This is a genomic window from Streptomyces sp. NPDC051740 (genome assembly GCF_044453165.1).
Lineage (GTDB): Bacteria > Actinomycetota > Actinomycetes > Streptomycetales > Streptomycetaceae > Streptomyces > Streptomyces atrovirens.
Window position 1 is genome coordinate 37130 of record NZ_JBITCL010000025.1, and the last position, 16552, is coordinate 53681.

At 73.1% G+C, this 16552-nt stretch carries 16 protein-coding genes; 6 read left to right on the forward strand and 10 right to left on the reverse strand.

The features are described 5' to 3' along the window. Positions 1 to 18 precede the first annotated feature (18 nt). Complete coding sequence (locus ACIA6T_RS30465) at positions 19 to 2601, forward strand: SpoIIE family protein phosphatase (RefSeq protein WP_399449725.1); 2583 nt, start codon at positions 19 to 21, stop codon at positions 2599 to 2601. A 144-nt stretch (positions 2602 to 2745) separates the two neighbouring features. On the opposite strand, the gene ACIA6T_RS30470 is transcribed toward ACIA6T_RS30465, so the two are convergent. Continuing rightward, entirely contained in the window at positions 2746 to 2943 is a 198-nt protein-coding gene (locus ACIA6T_RS30470) for a hypothetical protein (RefSeq protein ID WP_399449726.1), read from the reverse strand. Positions 2944 to 3047: 104 nt separating this feature from the next. Between ACIA6T_RS30470 and ACIA6T_RS30475 the strand changes: the two genes are divergently transcribed. After that, the gene (locus ACIA6T_RS30475; protein WP_399449727.1) at positions 3048 to 3908 is read left to right on the forward strand and encodes a DUF4232 domain-containing protein; all 861 of its coding nucleotides are present in this window, start codon (positions 3048 to 3050) and stop codon (positions 3906 to 3908) included. A gap of 105 nt (positions 3909 to 4013) precedes the next feature. After that, entirely contained in the window at positions 4014 to 4994 is a 981-nt protein-coding gene (locus ACIA6T_RS30480) for a DMT family transporter (protein ID WP_399449728.1), read from the forward strand. Between the two features lie 63 nt (positions 4995 to 5057). On the opposite strand, the gene ACIA6T_RS30485 is transcribed toward ACIA6T_RS30480, so the two are convergent. The 3 genes from ACIA6T_RS30485 to ACIA6T_RS30495 all read right to left on the reverse strand — a co-directional run bounded on the left by ACIA6T_RS30485 (position 5058) and on the right by ACIA6T_RS30495 (position 8898). Continuing rightward, positions 5058 to 7115, reverse strand: a complete 2058-nt coding sequence (locus tag ACIA6T_RS30485) for a DUF1996 domain-containing protein (protein WP_399449788.1) — start codon at positions 7113 to 7115, stop codon at positions 5058 to 5060. 279 nt (positions 7116 to 7394) lie between these two features. Beyond that, a complete protein-coding gene (locus ACIA6T_RS30490) occupies positions 7395 to 8069 on the reverse strand; it encodes a lytic polysaccharide monooxygenase (RefSeq protein WP_399449729.1) in 675 nt (224 codons plus the stop codon). A gap of 196 nt (positions 8070 to 8265) precedes the next feature. Continuing rightward, the gene (locus ACIA6T_RS30495; RefSeq protein ID WP_399449730.1) at positions 8266 to 8898 is read right to left on the reverse strand and encodes a GNAT family N-acetyltransferase; all 633 of its coding nucleotides are present in this window, start codon (positions 8896 to 8898) and stop codon (positions 8266 to 8268) included. A gap of 105 nt (positions 8899 to 9003) precedes the next feature. Here ACIA6T_RS30495 and ACIA6T_RS30500 point away from each other — a divergent pair, with 105 nt between their 5' ends. Next, positions 9004 to 10122 carry a YhjD/YihY/BrkB family envelope integrity protein gene (locus tag ACIA6T_RS30500; protein WP_399449731.1) on the forward strand — a complete coding sequence of 373 codons (1119 nt, stop codon included), beginning with the start codon at positions 9004 to 9006 and terminating at the stop codon, positions 10120 to 10122. A gap of 18 nt (positions 10123 to 10140) precedes the next feature. Here the strand turns inward: ACIA6T_RS30500 and ACIA6T_RS30505 are convergent, their stop codons facing one another. Then, positions 10141 to 10593 carry a flavodoxin family protein gene (locus ACIA6T_RS30505; protein ID WP_399449733.1) on the reverse strand — a complete coding sequence of 151 codons (453 nt, stop codon included), beginning with the start codon at positions 10591 to 10593 and terminating at the stop codon, positions 10141 to 10143. Positions 10594 to 10677: 84 nt separating this feature from the next. On the opposite strand from ACIA6T_RS30505, the gene ACIA6T_RS30510 reads away from it, so the two are divergent. Then, positions 10678 to 11352 carry a class I SAM-dependent methyltransferase gene (locus tag ACIA6T_RS30510; RefSeq protein ID WP_399449734.1) on the forward strand — a complete coding sequence of 225 codons (675 nt, stop codon included), beginning with the start codon at positions 10678 to 10680 and terminating at the stop codon, positions 11350 to 11352. A gap of 96 nt (positions 11353 to 11448) precedes the next feature. Beyond that, positions 11449 to 11898 (forward strand): SRPBCC family protein, encoded by a 450-nt coding sequence (locus ACIA6T_RS30515; protein ID WP_399449736.1) that lies wholly within the window; start codon positions 11449 to 11451, stop codon positions 11896 to 11898. A gap of 79 nt (positions 11899 to 11977) precedes the next feature. Here ACIA6T_RS30515 and ACIA6T_RS30520 read toward each other — a convergent pair whose 3' ends face one another. From ACIA6T_RS30520 to ACIA6T_RS30540, 5 genes are all read right to left on the reverse strand, one after another. Continuing rightward, entirely contained in the window at positions 11978 to 12328 is a 351-nt protein-coding gene (locus tag ACIA6T_RS30520) for a metalloregulator ArsR/SmtB family transcription factor (RefSeq protein ID WP_030869497.1), read from the reverse strand. A gap of 148 nt (positions 12329 to 12476) precedes the next feature. Continuing rightward, positions 12477 to 12902, reverse strand: a complete 426-nt coding sequence (locus ACIA6T_RS30525) for an ATP-binding protein (protein ID WP_399449737.1) — start codon at positions 12900 to 12902, stop codon at positions 12477 to 12479. Further along, positions 12899 to 14629, reverse strand: a complete 1731-nt coding sequence (locus ACIA6T_RS30530; RefSeq protein WP_399449739.1) for a SulP family inorganic anion transporter — start codon at positions 14627 to 14629, stop codon at positions 12899 to 12901. The genes ACIA6T_RS30525 and ACIA6T_RS30530 overlap by 4 nt, the downstream gene beginning before the upstream one ends. 109 nt (positions 14630 to 14738) lie before the next feature. Beyond that, entirely contained in the window at positions 14739 to 15341 is a 603-nt protein-coding gene (locus ACIA6T_RS30535; RefSeq protein WP_399449740.1) for a hypothetical protein, read from the reverse strand. 105 nt (positions 15342 to 15446) lie between these two features. Further along, on the reverse strand, positions 15447 to 16520 hold the full coding sequence (locus ACIA6T_RS30540) for a zinc-binding dehydrogenase (RefSeq protein ID WP_399449789.1): 1074 nt from the start codon (positions 16518 to 16520) through the stop codon (positions 15447 to 15449). Positions 16521 to 16552 lie beyond the last annotated feature (32 nt).

Genomic DNA, 16552 nt, shown 5'->3' on the forward strand with positions numbered 1-16552 from the left:
GCACCGGGAGGACGCGACATGGATGATGCAGCCGCCGCACCGCGCGGGGAGCGGCCGGCGGGCATGCCCGGCCGCGGCGCCGGGGAGGACCCGGGCGCGGAGGAGGCGCATCCGACGGCCCGGATCGAGGACGCGCTCGCGGAGCCCGTGGTGACGGCGGTCCAGGACGTCGGCGGATACGGCGGACTGGTGTACCTGCGCTCGCGGGACCGGCGCTCGCTGGTGCTGTGCGTGGTGGCCGGCGTTCCGCGGTCACTGCTGAAGACCTGGTGGCGGGTGCCCGTGGGCGGCGCGCTGCCCATGTCCGAGGCCTACCGCAGGAGCGAGAGCCTGTGGCTGCCGGACGAGCGGGCCATGATGCTGCGCTTCCCGCAGTTCACCGCCGCGCTGCCGTACTCGTTCGGCTCCGCCTTCCACCCGGTGCACGTCGACGGCGAACCCGTGGGCGTCCTGTCCGTCCTGCGGTCGGCCGCCGGGGAGCCGCTGGACGAGCAGGTGATACGAGCGGCACTGCACGACGCCGGGCGGGACATGGAGGGGCGCCTCACCGACTTCGCCCGCCGGATGCCCGGCAGGGAGGCCGCGGACGCCGTCGCGTACGGCATCGACTACGACGACCAGCCGGTCAGCGTGAAGCTGCCCACCCCGCCCCTCGGGGCCGTGTCGGTCGGCATGGTCGAGTGGGACCTGGACAGCGACCGGTGGACCGGGGACGACGACGCGCTGTCCCTGCTGGGTGTCGTCCGGGAGGAGTTCGGCGGCACCATGGCGGAGGTCGAGGACCGGGTCTCCCCCGACGACCTGTACGAACTGCGGGCGTGCCGACGGGAGGCGGCGGACACCGGGCAGATCAGGGGTCGGCACTTCAGGGTGCTGGACGAGGCCGGGGACGACGGGCGGATCCGCTACCGGCCGGTCGAACTGTGGGGGCACGTCGTACGGGTGGAGGGGGCCACCCGGCTCCTGGTGGGCGCCCTCGTCGACGCGGCCGGCGGGGTCACCGCGGCGGAGGCCGCCGAGCGGCTGCCCGACGGGGTGTTCTCCCTGGACCAGGACGGCCGGGTCGTCTACGCCAACCGCCGCTGCCAGGAACTGCTGGGCTGCGACCTGGAGCACATGCTCGGCCACTACCCGTGGGATGTGCTCACCTGGCTGCGCGATCCGGCGTACGAGGACCGCTACCGGGCGGCGATGCTGTCGCAGGAGCCGGTGTCGTACCTGGTGCAGGATCCGGACGGCGTCTGGCTGGGGTTCGTGCTCTATCCCGGGGTGCACGGGCTGACCGGCCGCGTCTTCCGCACCAGCGCCCCCGCCGGGGCCGAGCCGGGCCGGCCCCTGGTCCCGCCCGGCGGGGAGAGCGCGGCGGCACCGGAGCTGGTCGCGACGGCCCGCGCGGGAGCCCTCTACCACGTCGTGCAGATGGCCAGTGTGCTGACCGAGGCCGTCACCGTCCGGGACGTCTGCCTGGCCGTCGCCGAGCAGCTCCTGCCCGCGTTCGGCGCGCAGGAGATCGCCCTGTACACGATCCGGGACAACCGGATGTACCTGCTGTGGGAGTCCGGTTATCCGGAGCATTTCCTCGAGAGTTTCGAAGGGGTGCCGCTCACCGCGAACCTGCCCGGTGTGCACGCCCTGACCACCCGGCTGCCGCTCTTCTTCGAATCGCCGGAGGCGCTGGTCAACGCCTACCCTCAGCTCCTCCTGGACTCGATGAGCGCCTGGGCGTTCCTGCCGCTGATCGCCTCAGGCCATCCGGTCGGCTCCTGCATCCTCGGCTGGAACGCGCCGCACCGGTTCACCCCCGAGGAGCGCACCGCGCTGACCGCGCTGGGCGGGCTGACCGCGCAGGCGATGGAGCGGGCCCGGCTGTACGACGCCGAGTCCGCCGTGGCACGGGGGCTGCAGGAGGGGCTGCTGCCGCACCGGCTGCCCGCCATCGACGGGCTGCTCACCACCGGCCGCTATCTGCCGGGCACCCAGGGCATGGCCATCGGGGGCGACTGGTACGACGTGATCAGGACGGGGCGGGGGGTGGCGCTGGTCATCGGTGACGTCGAGGGGCACAGCGTCGGGGCCGCCGCCGTCATGGGACAGCTGCGCAGCGCGGTGCACGCCTTCGCCGCCAGCGGCCGGCCTCCGCAGGAGGTCATCACCCACACCAACCGGCTGCTGGCCGAGCTGGAGACGGACGTCTTCGCCACCTGCTGCTACATCGAGCTCGACCCGGCCACCGGCCGCGCCCTGGCCGTCCGGGCGGGCCATCCGCCGCCCCTGCTGCGCCACCCCGACGGGCACACCGAGAGCCTGGACCTGCCCGGTGGCGTGCTGCTCGGGGTGCAGCCGGAGGCCGTCTACCCGGTCATGCAACTCACCCTGGCCCCGGGCAGCGTTCTCGCGCTGTACACGGACGGGCTCGTCGAGACGCCCGGCGGGGACATCGAGACGGGCATCGAGGTGATCCGCCGCTGTCTGGCGCGCAGCCGCACCGACTCGGTCGAGGAGCTCGCCGACCGGCTGGTCAGGACGGCCCGCCGGACCGAGGAGCGCCCGGACGACGTGGCGCTGCTGCTGACGGCGTACGCCGGGCGGCCCGGCCGCTGACGGCCGCCCGGCCGCCGGTCGGGCGGTGCGTGGGCGGCGCGGAGCAGGAGGACGGTGATGTCGTCGGCCTGCCGCACCTGGCGGCGGGCCGGGCGCGGCAGACGGTCGGCGGACTGCCGCGGGCCGGGGTCGTCGGCGGCGGTCTCACAGGCAGTAGCGCACCAGCCACTCGTCCGGGTCGTAGGCGTTGCGGGCCGGGTCCGGCGCGACGGCCGGGCGTTCCTCGACCATGTCCTCCGCCCGGACCGGCTCCGGGAGGCGTCCGAAGCGGGCGTGACGCGCGGTCGCCGCCGCGTCCGTGTCCCCATGGACCTCGTGTGTGCGCGCTGTCCCCTCGTCCACGGCGACTCCCCTCTCGCGGCCTCGGCGTCAAGTGTCACACACCGGTGACCGGAAGCATGGCTTCCGTCACAGCCGATCGCGGCCGGTACTGATCAACTCCTCGTATGCGCAGCAGCTTCCTCTCCCTTGCCGTCGTCCTCGTCGGCGCCCTGTCGGTCACCGCGTGCGGCACGCGTGCCGAGTCGACGGCGTCCGGTACCTCCTGCACGGGGCGGCCCTCCGGTACGGACACCGAGCTGGAGCGGGGCGGGGTCCGGGTCACCGGGTTCGAGGACGGAGGCGGGGGCTGCGTCCTGTTCGAGGTCACCCACGCGGAGGCCGAGCCCTTCACCTACACGGTCACGTTCGACCTCCTCTCCGAGTCGGGGCGCGTGCTGTACCGCGCCGAGGAGACCGTCGAGGACGTGGCTCCGGGCCGGACGGCCGTGGGCAGGGTCGCGCTGAGCGGGTCGATGGCGGGCCCGCGGGAGGTGAGCCGGGTGCGGATCGCCGAGGTGCGCAGTGTCCCGGCCGACGAGGCGCCGTCCCCCGGCGGCCCGTGTCCGGACTCCGGTGTCCGTGTGTACGCGGACGAGGCCAATGCCGCCATGGGCCTGCGGGTGGTGTCCGTGCGTCTGGAGAACTGCGGTACCCGGCCCTACCCGCTGCACGGCTATCCCGACGTCCGGCTCTTCGACGAGGACCACGAACCGGTGGACGGCGTGCGGATCCTGCACGACGGCGGTTCCGTCGCCGGCGGTACCGGGGCGGACGGTCCGGCCCTGCCGCTCGTGCTGAAGCCGGGTGAGGGTGCCTGGGCCGGCCTGGTGTGGCGCAACACGGTCGAGGCGGGCGCGCCCGTCGACGTGCCCTATGTGCGGGTGCGGGCGAAGTCCGGCGCGGACCCGGTGACGGTCGTCCCCGAACTCGACCTCGGGACGACGGGGAAGCTGGGCGTCGGCCCCTGGAAGAAGCAGGAGGAGTAGGCCAGGAGGAGCGGGCGGGGGGAAGCCTCCCGGCCGGATTGGTCCCCGACAGCGGAGCGGAAGTGGACCTCTCGGCGGGCCGCCGGCCTTTCTAGCGTCGGTGCCATGAACGCCGTCACCACGCGCGGGGCCCTGCTCGCCGCGCTCGCCTGTGTCCTCGTCGGAGGCTCCTTCACCGCCAACAGCGTCCTCGGCGACTACCCGTACGCGGGCGGTCAGTTCCTGCGGTACGCGCTGGCCTGTCTGCTGCTGGTCCCCCTGGCCGGCCGGGGCGCGGCCGCGAGGCTGCGGTCACTCCCGCCCCGCCTGTGGGCCCGGCTGGCGCTGCTCGCCGCGGTCGGCATGGTCGGGTTCAACCTGGCCGTCCTGGCCGCGGAACGGACCGCGGAACCGGCGGTGCCCGGCGTCTTCGTGGGTTGCGCGCCCGTGGTGGTCGCCGTCCTCGTCCCCCTGCTGGAGGGCCGACGGCCGCGACGGGCGGTGCTGTACGGGGCGTCGGCGGTGGCCGTCGGCGCCTTCACCGTACAGGGCTGGGGGCGTACGGACGGGGCGGGTCTCGCCTTCTCGCTGTGCGCGCTGGTCGGGGAGGTCGGGTTCGCCGTACTGGCCGTGCCCGTGCTGCGGCCCCTGGGCCCCCGTCTGCTGTCCGCCGCGGTGTGCGGCGTCGCCGCGGTCGAGTCGGCGGTGGCCGGGCTGCTGCTCGACGGGGCCGCGTGGCTGCGCCGCCCGGACGGGGTCGAGGTGACGGCGCTGCTGTGGCAGGCGGTGGTGGCCACCGTCATCGGCTTCGTGTGCTGGTACATGGGCATGCAGCGGATCGGTGCCGAGCGGGCCACCCTGTTCTCCGGGCTGATCCCGGTGGCGGCCGCGTGCACCGCGCCGCTTGTCGGGACCGGGTCCTATGGTGCGGCGCAGGCGGTGGGCAGTGCCCTGGTCGGCGCCGGGGTCGCACTGGGGTCCGGCGCGCTGAGGGCGGTCGGCCCTCGTCGCCGACATCCCGTAGGCCTTTTTCGTCCCCGCCGCCCCTTCCCGTCCCGACCTGGGGCTCCGCCCCGGACCCCGCTCCTCGGACGCAGGAGAGGCTGAAGACCGACAAACGCCGGAGAGGCCGAAGACCGGCCTCTCCGGCGTTTGGGGTGCCGCAGAGGGTCAGGCCCCGCGCCGCACGCTCCGCAGGACGAAGAATCCGAAGATCACCAGCACTCCGCCCAGCGCGGCCGGCCAGAGCTGGGTGCCGGTCTCGGCGAGGCTGCCGCTCTCGCCCTGTGCCCGGGACTGGTTCTCGGTGCCGAGTTCGGGGAGGCTGCCGGGCACTTCGACGGCCTGGGCCGCCTGGCCGCCGTCGTCCTCGCCGCCCTTGTCGCCGCCGTCGTCCTGGTTTCCGGCGCCGGCGTCCTCGGCCGGGGTGGACGCCTTGACATCGGGCTGCTCGGGCTCCTCGGCGGCCGGGGTCTCCGAGGGCTGCTCCTGTCCGCCGTCGTTCTGGTTTCCGCCGTCGTCCTGGTTTCCGCCGTCGTCCTGGTTTCCGCCGTCGTCCTGGTTTCCGCCGTCGCCGGGCTTGTCGCCGCCGTCGTCCTGGTTTCCGCCGTCGTTGCCGTCGCCACCCTGGCCCGGGTCGTCGGGCGTGGCCGTGGGCTGCTCCGGCTGCTGCGGCTCCTCCGGCCGCTGCGGCTCCTCCGGCCGCTGGGGCTCCTCACCCTGTTCGCCGCCGCCGTCACCGTTGCCGCCGTCACCGTTGCCGCCGTCACCGGCGCCGCCGTCACCGGCGCCGCAGGTGCGGCCCTCGTTGATGCAGGCGACGACCTCGTTCATCAGGTCCTCGTCGAAGACGTTGATGAAGTCGCCGTGGTCCGTGATCGGCTTGTGCAACTGCTCCGGGAAGGAGTCCACCGCGAACAGCGGAGTCGTCCTGCCGCCGTCGTCGAGGCTCGGCGCGTCGACGTCGTAGACGATGCGCTGCACCAGCTGCGGCACCGGCTTGAAGCCGGACGGGCAGTTGCCGGCCTCGTCCGCGAACGCCATGTGCGTACGGTGGTTGGCGCTGTCGATGTTGCGGCCGTCCCAGCAGCTCTGGAAGTCGAAGCTGCGTACCACGTCACTGCCCTGCGGGCACAGCGGGTACTTGTCCGTGAGCTGCCGGTCCTCGAACCCGGTGCAGCTCCAGGAGGCGTTGGCGTTGGCGGGGCCGTTGACGAACGACTTGGCGTCACCGGTGATGATGCGCAGCAGCCGGGGCATGGCGGTGACCTCGCCCCGCGGGTTGCCCTCGAAGGTCAGCGTGACCTCCTTGGGCGTGACGATCTCACCGGCGTTGCCCTCGATGCCGCCGCCCGGGGACTCTGCGTCCTGCTCCTGGGTCCCGTTCTGCAGCCGCAGCACGGGCCAGTAGTACGACGACTTGTCGCCCTGGTCTGCGCAGCTCGTGTCCGCCTGCGCCAGTTCCTCGTCGCTGGAGAAGGCGTTGGTGGCCTGGTTGCCGATGTAGTCGTGGAAGTGGTGGGCGCCGTTGCCGACACCCGGGGCGGCGATCACGTTGTCCGAGTTGAACAGGCCGTTCTCGTTGACGCCGCACTCGCTGGTGAAGGTGCCGCGGGAGGCGTTCCCCGTCTGCTTCGGCTCGGTGACGTTCGGCTGGACGCTCTCGATGTCGACGTAGTCGCCGGCGACGGGCCCGTTGCCGGCCTGACCGCCGTTTCCGCCCTGGTCCTGATCCTGCTGGTCCTGGCCCTGCTGGTCCTGATCCTGCTGGTCCTGGCCGTCGCCTCCGTCGCCCGCCTGCTCGCCCCCGTCGCCGGCGTCCTCCTGCCCGGCGTCCGGCTGTGCGGCGTTGCCGGACTCGCGCACGGCGCAGTCGGCGAGTTCCTCGAGGCCCTCGGGCCGGTCCCCGACCCGGTCGATGGCGGTCCCGATGCGGGCGAGGGCCGCGGCACGCTTCTCCTCGAGCGGCTTGGCGATCGCGTTCTCCGCGAAGCCCGGATCCTGGCGGAGGGCCTCGGCCGACTCCCCGATCCGCTTGTACGCTTCCGCGATCTGCGCGTCCAGGCCGGCGAGCTCCTTGTCCACCTCCGCCCGTGCCTCCTCCGGCACCGACGTCAGTTCGGTGGCCACGTCCGGACAGTCGATCGTGGCGCCCGAGAAGACCTGCGCCTGGCCGGCGCCCTGCCCGCCCTCCTCCGTCGCGGAAGCGTAGACGTTGGCCGCCGTCATCCCGCCACCGCCCAGGATCAGGGCGAACGCGGCGAGAGTCGCGCGCTGTTTGGGGCGTCTGCGTGTGTTGCGTGCCAAGGCAGTACTCCTACGCTTCTGTTGCGGGGGGTGGGCAGGGGATTCCCACGCCCCATACGTAGGCGGGCCACAGCACGTTCAAAGGACTCACGGTTTCTTCGCGGAATCTCAGAAAGCCCCGGTCCCGCACGCGCCGGGTCCCCGCCGGACTCACGCGGACCGGCGGGGACCCGGGGACGGGAGCGGTGAAGTGCCGTCGGCTCAGCCGAAGTTCACGTCACTGCACAGGAAGTACGTCTGGTCCATGTGCGAGGCCTGCCAGATCGTGTAGACGACGTGGCGGCCGCTGAGGCCGGAGGTGCTCACCGGGATCGAGTAGTTCTGGCTGGGCGCGTACGAGCCGGTGCGGGCCACCTGCTGGAGGTCGTCCCAGCCCAGCTGCTCGGTGGTGGGGTCGAAGCCCTGCCGGGTGACGTAGACGAGGAAGTAGTCCGCGCCGTGGCTGGCCTGGTCGTACAGCTGGACGGTGAAGTCGTCGTTCACGTTCGTCGTCTTCCAGGCGCCCACCGTGTCCAGGGAGTTGTAGCGCCCACCCTCGGTGTGCCCGCCGCTGCAGAGCTGGCCGTCGGGGACCACGGCCTGGAAGTTGCCGGCCGAGCCGTTGCGGTAGAGGCCGTTCCAGTTCCACATGGCGTTGGGGTTGTCCTGCCACGCCTGCCAGCACATCGGGTCTTCCTGCGCCATCGCCGGGTTCTGGAAGTCGCTCCCCCAGCGCTGCCAGCAGCCGTAGTTGCGGGACGCGGGATCGATCACCGAGCCGTGGGCGACGGCGGTGCCGCTCCAGGGGATCAGACAGAGCAGCGCGGCGACGGCCACGGTCAGGGCGAGCGACAGACGGGACCGGAGCGACAATGCATCATGACCATGCCAAGCCATGGAGTCCTTCTTTCCGCTGTGGGGGTCGTGGGGATGCGGGTGTGCGCTCCCACGGCGGTCGTGGGAGCGCTCCCAATGCACAGGCTGCGCCCGTCGAAGCGGAGCGGCAATGCGCATTCGCGCCACTTCCGCGCGGGCGGTGGCGCGTTCGACGCGTTCGACGGAGACGGGCCCCGGCCCCTCGGAGCCCGTCGGGTCAGAGTCCGTCGAGGTCGTGCGTCATACGGCCGAGGCAGACGACCGAGTCGTCCATCGGCACGTCGATCTCCTCGAAGCCCATCCGGTCGTAGAAGGCCCGGGCGGGCTTGTTGGCCGTCGCCATGACGAGGTGGACGGACGGCACTCCCCCGTCCCGCAGGGCCTCCAGGAAGGTCCGCATCAGCCGCCGGCCGTAGCCGCGCCCCTGCCAGTCGGGCAGCAGGTCGATGTGCAGATGGGCCGGCCAGGGGGCCAGCTCCGGGACGATCATCCGCTCGGGATGGTGCAGCAGCCAGGCGATCGTCTCGTCCGGGGTGGCCGGCGGTCCGGACGGCTCGGGGTGGCGGTCGCCGACCAGGGGCAGCCACGCGGCCCGGAAGGTCTTGGCGAAGCGGACGGTGTCGGCGGTGCCGACGACGTAGCCGACCGCCCGGCCCCGGCCGTCGTCCAGCACGAACGCCAGCTCCGGCTCCAGATGGACGTACGGCGCGGCGAAGGTGTCGGGGAAGACGGCGGGGTCGGTGTAATGGGGGCGGCTGTCCTGGCCGTTGTGCGCGGTGCGGATGCAGATGTCGTCGAGGGCCTGCCGGTCCTCACGGCGGTACGGGCGGATCCTGGGGGACTCGGTCATGCCTGGCATCCTGCAGATCTTGGGAGCGCTCCCACAACCCCTTTCCGGCCAGGTCGGGGCACGGGTCCCTGGCTTAGCCCTCCGGCCCCTGGTTACCCGAGGGGCATGAAGCTGCATATCCCGGGGCGGAACGACCGGCAGACCCATGAGAGCACGACGGACGAGCCTCGTCCAGATCACCGGACCGGCGCGGCGGCCGACGAGCTCCGCCCGGGACACGGGACCGGCGCGGCGGACGAGCCCGGACCCAGCGACGAGGTGGAGCGGGCGGCACCGGACACACCGGGCAAGCTGCCGAAGGGGGCGTGGGGCGCGGCGCTCAAGGGCAGTCTGCGCGAGTTCAAGGACGACGAACTCACCGACCGGGCCGCCGCCCTGACGTACTACGGTGTGCTGGCGCTGTTCCCGGCGCTGCTGGCCCTGGTCTCGATCCTGGGCCTCACCGGCAGGTCCACCACCGACAAGGTGCTGGAGAACCTCCAGGAACTCACCGCCCCCGGCGCGGCCCGCGACATCATCACCCAGGCGGTGCAGCAGCTGCAGGGCACCGCGGGCGTCGGCTCGCTCGTGGCGATCGTCGGTCTGGTGCTGGCCATCTGGTCGGCGTCGGGCTACGTGGCGGCGTTCATGCGCGCGTCGAACGCGGTCTACGACATCCCCGAGGGGCGTCCGGTGTGGAAGGTGCTGCCGGTACGGCTCGGGGTGACGGTCGCGCTGATGGTGATGGCCGTGATCAGCGCGCTGATCGTGGTGTTCACCGGCGGGCTGGCCCGTCAGGCGGGCGACCTGCTCGGGCTGGGCGACACCGCGCTGACCGTGTGGTCGATCGCCAAGTGGCCGGTACTGGTCGTCCTGGTCACCGTCATGATCGCGCTGCTGTACTGGGCGGCCCCGAACGCCAAGGTCAAGGGGTTCCGGTGGATCACCCCGGGCAGTTTCCTGGCGCTGGTGATCTGGCTGATCGCCTCCGCCGGGTTCGCCCTCTACGTCGCCAACTTCGGGTCGTACAACAAGACGTACGGCACGATGGCCGGTGTCATCGTGTTCCTGATCTGGCTGTGGATCACCAACCTCGCCATTCTGCTGGGGCTGGAGTTCGACGCGGAGGTCGCCCGGCAGCGGGCCATCGCCGGGGGTCATCCGCCGGAGGCGGAACCGTACACGCAGCCGCGCGACACGCGCGCCTGGGACGAGCAGGACCGGCGGCGGATGGACGAGACCTGACGCCGCCCGCGGCGGGGCTCAGTCCATCAGGCCCGCGGCGACCGTGGCGCCCAGCTCCCAGCACCGCTCGACGTCGGCCCTGCCGGGCTCGCCGGTGACGGTCACGCCGCCGGCGGCGCGACGCCAGCCGAGGCCCGTAGTGATCGACTCGATGCCCCGCACCGCGCCCGTGACGTCGTTCCCGCCGTGCACGTAGTACCCGAAGGGCCGGCCCCGGGTGGTGTCCAGGCACGGGTAGTAGACCTGGTCGAAGAAGTGCTTGAGCGCCCCCGACATGTAGCCGAGGTTGGCCGGGGTGCCGAGGAGATAGCCGTCGGCGTCCAGGACGTCGGCGGCGGTGGCGGACAGCGCCGCCCGCCGCACCACCTCGACTCCCTCGATCCCGTCGGCGGTGGCACCGGAGAGGACGGCCTCGAACATCGCCTGGCAGTTGGGCGAGGGCGTGTGGTGGACGATCAGCAGAGTCGGCACACCCCGACCCTGCCGTGCCGGTCCGCGTGCCCGCAAGCCGCCACGGCCCGTGTCCCGTTGTGGCGGCGGGGCGGGAATGGCACGATGCCCCGCATCGGTACGCGAGGGACGGGGTGCGTCTTGGTCGACGACGATCACGGGTCACCGGCGGCGGTGTTCGACGCGCTGGGCGGCGAGTACGAGAAGGCGTTCGCCTCCTCGTCGGCGCACCGGGCGTCGCTGGACCGGCTGCTCGAAGGGCTGGCGCCCGGCAGCAGGGTGCTGGACGTGGGCAGCGGGACGGGCCGCCCCACCGCCGCCGCGCTCGCCGGAGCGGGTCACCGGGTGCTGGGCGTCGACGTGTCCCCGGTGATGGTGGGGATCGCCTCCCGGCAGGTGCCCGGGGCCGAGTTCCGGTGCGCCGACATCCGCCGGACGCCCCTCGAGGACGGCTCGTTCGACGCGGTCTGCGTGTACTTCGCGCTGCTGCAGATGTCGCGGCCGGAACAGTCGGAGCTGGTGCGCCGGCTGGCGCGGGCGCTGCGGCCGGGCGGCCTGCTGGTGCTGGCCACCGTGCCGCTGGACGTCGAGGGGTTCGACGGCGTCTTCATGGGGCAGGACGTGCGCGTCACCAGTTTCGCGGCCGAGGACGTCGTCGCCCTCGTGCGTGGGGCGGGCCTGGCCGTGGAGTGGCAGGAGAGCGTGATGTTCACCCCGGCCCATCCCGACGCCCGGCCGGAACCCCAGCTCTTCCTGCACTGCCGCCGCGAGGAGGCGTGACCCCCCGGGCGGCCGGTTCGGCGGATCGCCGTGATTGTCCGGCGTGAAATCAGGTACTCGCCTTCCACTTCCATCGGAAAGCGAGGTAGCCGACGCATGTCGCAGGTAGAGGAATCCATCGAGGTCGACGTCCCCGTCCGCACCGCCTACAACCAGTGGACCCAGTTCGAGAGCTTCCCGGAGTTCATGAGCGGGGTCGAACGCATCGAGCAGCGCGGTGACACGCTGACCCACTGGGTGGCCAAGGTCGGGGGCGTGGAGCGGGAGTTCGACGCCGAGATCACCGAGCAGATCCCGGACGAGCGTGTCGCCTGGACCACGGTCGACGGTGAGGCGCGGCAGGCCGGCGTCGTCACCTTCCACCGGGTGCGGGACACCACCACCAAGGTGATGCTGCAGATGGACTTCGATCCGCAGGGGATGGCCGAGAGCGTGGGCGACAAGCTCGGCTTCGTCAAGCGGCAGGTCGGTGGTGACCTGAAGCGGTTCAAGGAGTTCATCGAGCGGCGCGGCCTGGAGACGGGCGCCTGGCGCGGCGAGGTCTGACCGCGGCGGGGGTGCGCCGGCCCCCCTCCCGGTACGACCGCCTTCGTGGTCCCGGCCTCCGGGCCGGGACCGCCGTCGTCTACGGCAGTGGTTTCGGCCCGCCCTGCGCGGCCTGGAGGTCGGCGAGCAGTTCGGCCTGTCCCGCGAGCACGCCGGACAGGATGGTGCGCGCCACCCGCAGCAGCTCCGCCACGTGCGGGCTGGTCAGCGAGTAGTACACGGTCGAGCCCTCCTTGCGGCCGACCACCAGGTTCGCCCGTCGCAGTACCGCCAGCTGCTGTGAGAGGTGGGCCGGCTCGATGCCCACCTCGGGAAGCATCTCCCCGACCGCGTGCTCGCGCTCGCTGAGCAGTTCCAGCACGCGGATGCGGGCGGGATGGCCCAGTGTCTTGAAGAACTCGGCCTTCAGCTGGTACAGCGGCGTGGTCATCGTGCCGTCCCCTTTCCGGCGCGGCAGCACGGCCCGGGCGGCCGGTCCTCGGTCCATCGCCTCATCTGTTCGTCGGCGTCCGCCTCGACGCTTTCCGACATTAGCAACTCGGTACATCCCCTCCGTCCGGTGGCCGTGGGCTGTGGACTCACAGGGGGAGCGTGATCCAGACGCTCTTGCCCCGGCCGTCGGCGTCGCCCCGGACCACGGCGGTACCGCCCAGGCCGTGCGTCAGTTCGACGACCGTGGCCAGGCCGCCCGTCCCGGCGCCGTCCGGCCCGGACAGGCGCGGCCGGTGGGGGTGGCGGTCGTGCACGGCGAACACCAGGCAATCGGCGCCCGCCGCGTAGATCACCGTCGTCTGCGGGGAGACCTCGGCCGCGTGCCGGACGCTGTTGGTCACCAGTTCGCTCAGGATCAGCAGTGCCGGGCCCACCACCGGGTGGTGCTCGCCGATCCCCCACTCCGCCAGGGCCCGCTCGGCCGTTTCGCGGGCGAGGCGCACGGCGCCGGGCCCGGTGGGCAGGGTGAGCACGTGGCGGTGCGGCAGGGTGTTCGGCGCGAAGGTCGTCACGGCGTCTCCCGGGTGGTCGCGGACACCGTGACCGGGGAGCCCGCCGCCCGCAGGACACCGTCGCGTTCCAGGTGGTCGCGGGCGGCACGGATCGCCTCGGGGGTCGTGGCGTACTCCCGGCCCTCGTGCCGCAGCAGTTCCAGGACGCCCACGGAGGCGAGGGCCCGGCGGTGCTCCGGGCGGACACCGGACGCCATCACGACGATGCCGCGCCGTCTCAGCTTCGTCACCGCGTCCTTGAGGACCAGGGCCCCGGTGGCGTCGACCACGCTCACATGGGACATGCGCAGGACGACCACGCGTACGTCGGCGAGTTCGGTCAGCTCCAGCAGGAAGCGGTGGGCGGCGGCGAAGAACAGGGGGCCGTCGATGCGGTAGGCGACGATGTGCTCGGCCAGCAGCGCGTGCTCCTCCTCCGTGTGGTCGCCCCGGTCGAGCGGCAGCGGGGCGAGCCGGGCCTGCCGGGCGACGGCGCCCAGCGCGAGGACACCGGCGACGGCCAGGCCGATGATCACCGCCTGGACGAGGTCGAGCACGAGCGTGGCGACGGCGGTCAGGACGAGGATCAGCGCGTCGGAACGGGTGGCGCGGGCCATCGCGCGCAGCGAGCCGGCCTCGACCATGCGGACGGCGGTCGCCAGCAGCACGCCGGCCAGGGCGGCGAGCGGGATCCGCGACACCAGCGGGGCGGCCGCGAAGACGATCACGGCGAGGACGGCGGCGTGCGTGAGCGAGGCCAGCCGGGAGGTCGCGCCGGTACGGACGTTGACGGCGGTGCGGGCGATGGCGCCGGTCGCGGGGACGCCGCCGAACAGCGGGGCGGCGATGTTGGCGAGGCCCTGGCCGAACAGTTCGCGGTCGGGGTCGTGCCGCTGTCCGACGGTCATGCCGTCGGCGACGGAGGCGGACAGCAGCGACTCCAGGGCGGCCAGCGCCGCCACGGCCAGGGCGGGCGCGAGCAGGCTGCCCAGGGCACCGGTGTCGACGAAGGAGAGCGAGGGGGCGGGCAGGCCCGGGGGCAGGTCGCCGATCGGACGCGCCCCGTCCAGGCCGGCCGTCTGTGCCACGACGGTGGCCGCGATCACCGCCAGGACGGAGAAGGGGACGGTCGGCTTCCAGCGCGCCCCGAGCAGCATCACGGCCGCCACGGCGAGCGCCAGCGCCGGGGCCGTCCAGCCGGGGTCGCGGATGAATTCCCCGCCCGCCCGCCAGGCCACCACCAGGACCCGCTCCCCCTCGGGCACGGGTACGCCGAGGGCGTTCGGGATCTGCTGCAGCCCGATCACGCACGCGATGCCGAGGGTGAAGCCCTCCACCACCGGCGCGGGCACGTACCGCATGCTTCCCCCGGCCCGCAGCAGCGCCAGCGCGACCAGGATCACGCCCGCCATCAGACCGACGGTGAGGACGCCCGCGGGTCCGTGGTCGGCGACGATGGGCACCAGGACCACGGTCATCGCCCCGGTCGGCCCGCTCACCTGGAGGCTGGAGCCGCCGAACACGGCCGCCAGGGCCCCGGCGACCACGGCGGTGGCCAGCCCCGCCTCGGCGCCGAGCCCGGAGGAGACACCGAAACCGAGCGCGAGCGGCAGCGCGACGACCGCGACGGTCAGGCCGGCGAGCAGGTCCCGGCGCGGATGGCGCCGCACTTGGTCCGCGTCGGCGCGGGTGGGCAGCAGCGAGATGATCCGGGACCGGACTCCGGCCTGCGGCAGCGGTACGGACACGGACCCTCGGCTTCGGCTGGGACTATATGACAGATATAGCATGTAGCCAATTGCTAAATTTTGCAATTCAGCAGGTCGATGAAGGTCCGGATGCTGAGCAGCTTCGTCCTCAGCCCGTCATGCGCCTGCGCCACGACGGTTCGACCTGGCGCCATTCGGTCTCCCATTCGGCCAGGCGCCGCAGTTGCAGCCGGGCGCGGGCGAGCCGGCCGCCGAGCAGGACCAGTCCTCCGCCGGCGACGGCGACCGTGATCCCGGCCATGACGGTCTGGAACCGTGCTTCCGCGCCGTCGGGTGGTGCGGGGACCAGCCGGCCCGCGGGGTCCGTCCACACGGTGACCTCGGTGCCCGCCGGGCTCCCCGGGTCGACCTCGGCCCGGCCCGTGCGGCCGGTGCCGTCGGGGGCGGTCCACCGCACCTTGGCCCATACGCCGCCGTCCCCGCTCCCGTCCTGCGTCACCGGCGCGGACAGCCCGGCGGCGTCCTCGGTCAGTACGGCGGGGACGGGGGTGGTCCGCTCCCGGCGCTCGGCGAGCGACCCGTCCACGGCCCCGGCCGCCGTCAGGCCGGAGAGCGCCCCGAGCAGCAGGGCGAGGACGGCCGCGGCGAGCACCAGCCAGGCCTCGGCCAGATCGCTGCGGCGGCGCAGCGGGTTCCTCCGCCACCGCCACAGCCGTACCCTCCGCGGCCTCGCACCCTGCGTCCTCGCCATCGGAGGTCACCTCCTCGCGCGGGCAACGAACGGCGCCTCACTCCAGGGTGGACCCGGTCGCCCCGTTCCGCATGGGCCGAACGGCCCGGTCCGCCGGCGCGCCCGTCAGACCGTCGGGTGCACGGGCACCACCTCGTGCTGCGGAACGCCGAGGACGACCTTGAGCGCCCCGGTCTCGGCGGCGTTGCCGAAGACGTCGTAGGCCTCCTGCATGTGGTCGAGCGGGAACGTGTGGGTGACCAGCCGGCGGGTGGGCAGCCGGCCGGCGGCCGCCATCCGCAGCAGGGTGGGGGTGGAGTGGGTGTCGACGAGTCCGGTGGTGATGGTGACGTTCTTGATCCACAGGTCCTCGAGGTGCAGTGTGGCGGGCGCGCCGTGCACCCCGACGTTGGCCAGGTGTCCGCCGGGCCGCACCATACGGGCGCACAGCTCGAAGGTCTCGGGGACGCCCACCGCCTCGATGACCACGTCCGCGCCGAGCTCGCCGGTGAGGTCCGCGATGAGCTGCTCGGGGCCCTCGCCCGCGTCGGCGACGGCGTCGGCGCCGAACTCCTTCGCGGCCTGGAGCCGGGAGGCGGCCACGTCCACGGCGACGACGCGTTCGGGACCGAACAGCCGGGCGGTGGCGATCGCGGCGAGTCCGACGGGTCCGGCGCCGACCACGACGACCGTGTCACCGGGACGGACCCGCCCGTTGAGCACGCCCACCTCGTAGGCGGTGGGGAAGATGTCGGCCAGCAGCACGGCGTCCTCGTTGGCCACCGCGCCGGGCAGCGGGTACACCGACAGGTCGGCGTAGGGGACGCGTACGTACTCGGCCTGGGTGCCGTCGATCAGGTGGCCGAGGACCCAGCCTCCGCCGCCCCGGCACTGGCCGTACACGCTCTCGCGGCAGTAGCCGCAGCGCCCGCAGGCGGAGATGCAGGAGACCAGGACGCGGTCCCCGGGACGGACGGTGCGGACGTCGCCGCCGGTCTCGACGATCTCGCCGACCGCCTCGTGGCCGAGGACGGTGCCCGGGCGGACCTCGGGCACGTCGCCCTTGAGGATGTGCAGGTCCGTGCCGCAGATGGTGACGGCGTCGACGCGCACGATGGCGTCGCCGGGTTCCTTGACGGCCGGGTCGGGGACCTCCTCCCAGGCGGACTGCCCGGGGCCGTGGAAGACGTAGCCCTTCATGCCGATCCTCACCCTTCTCGGTCTGCGGCGGG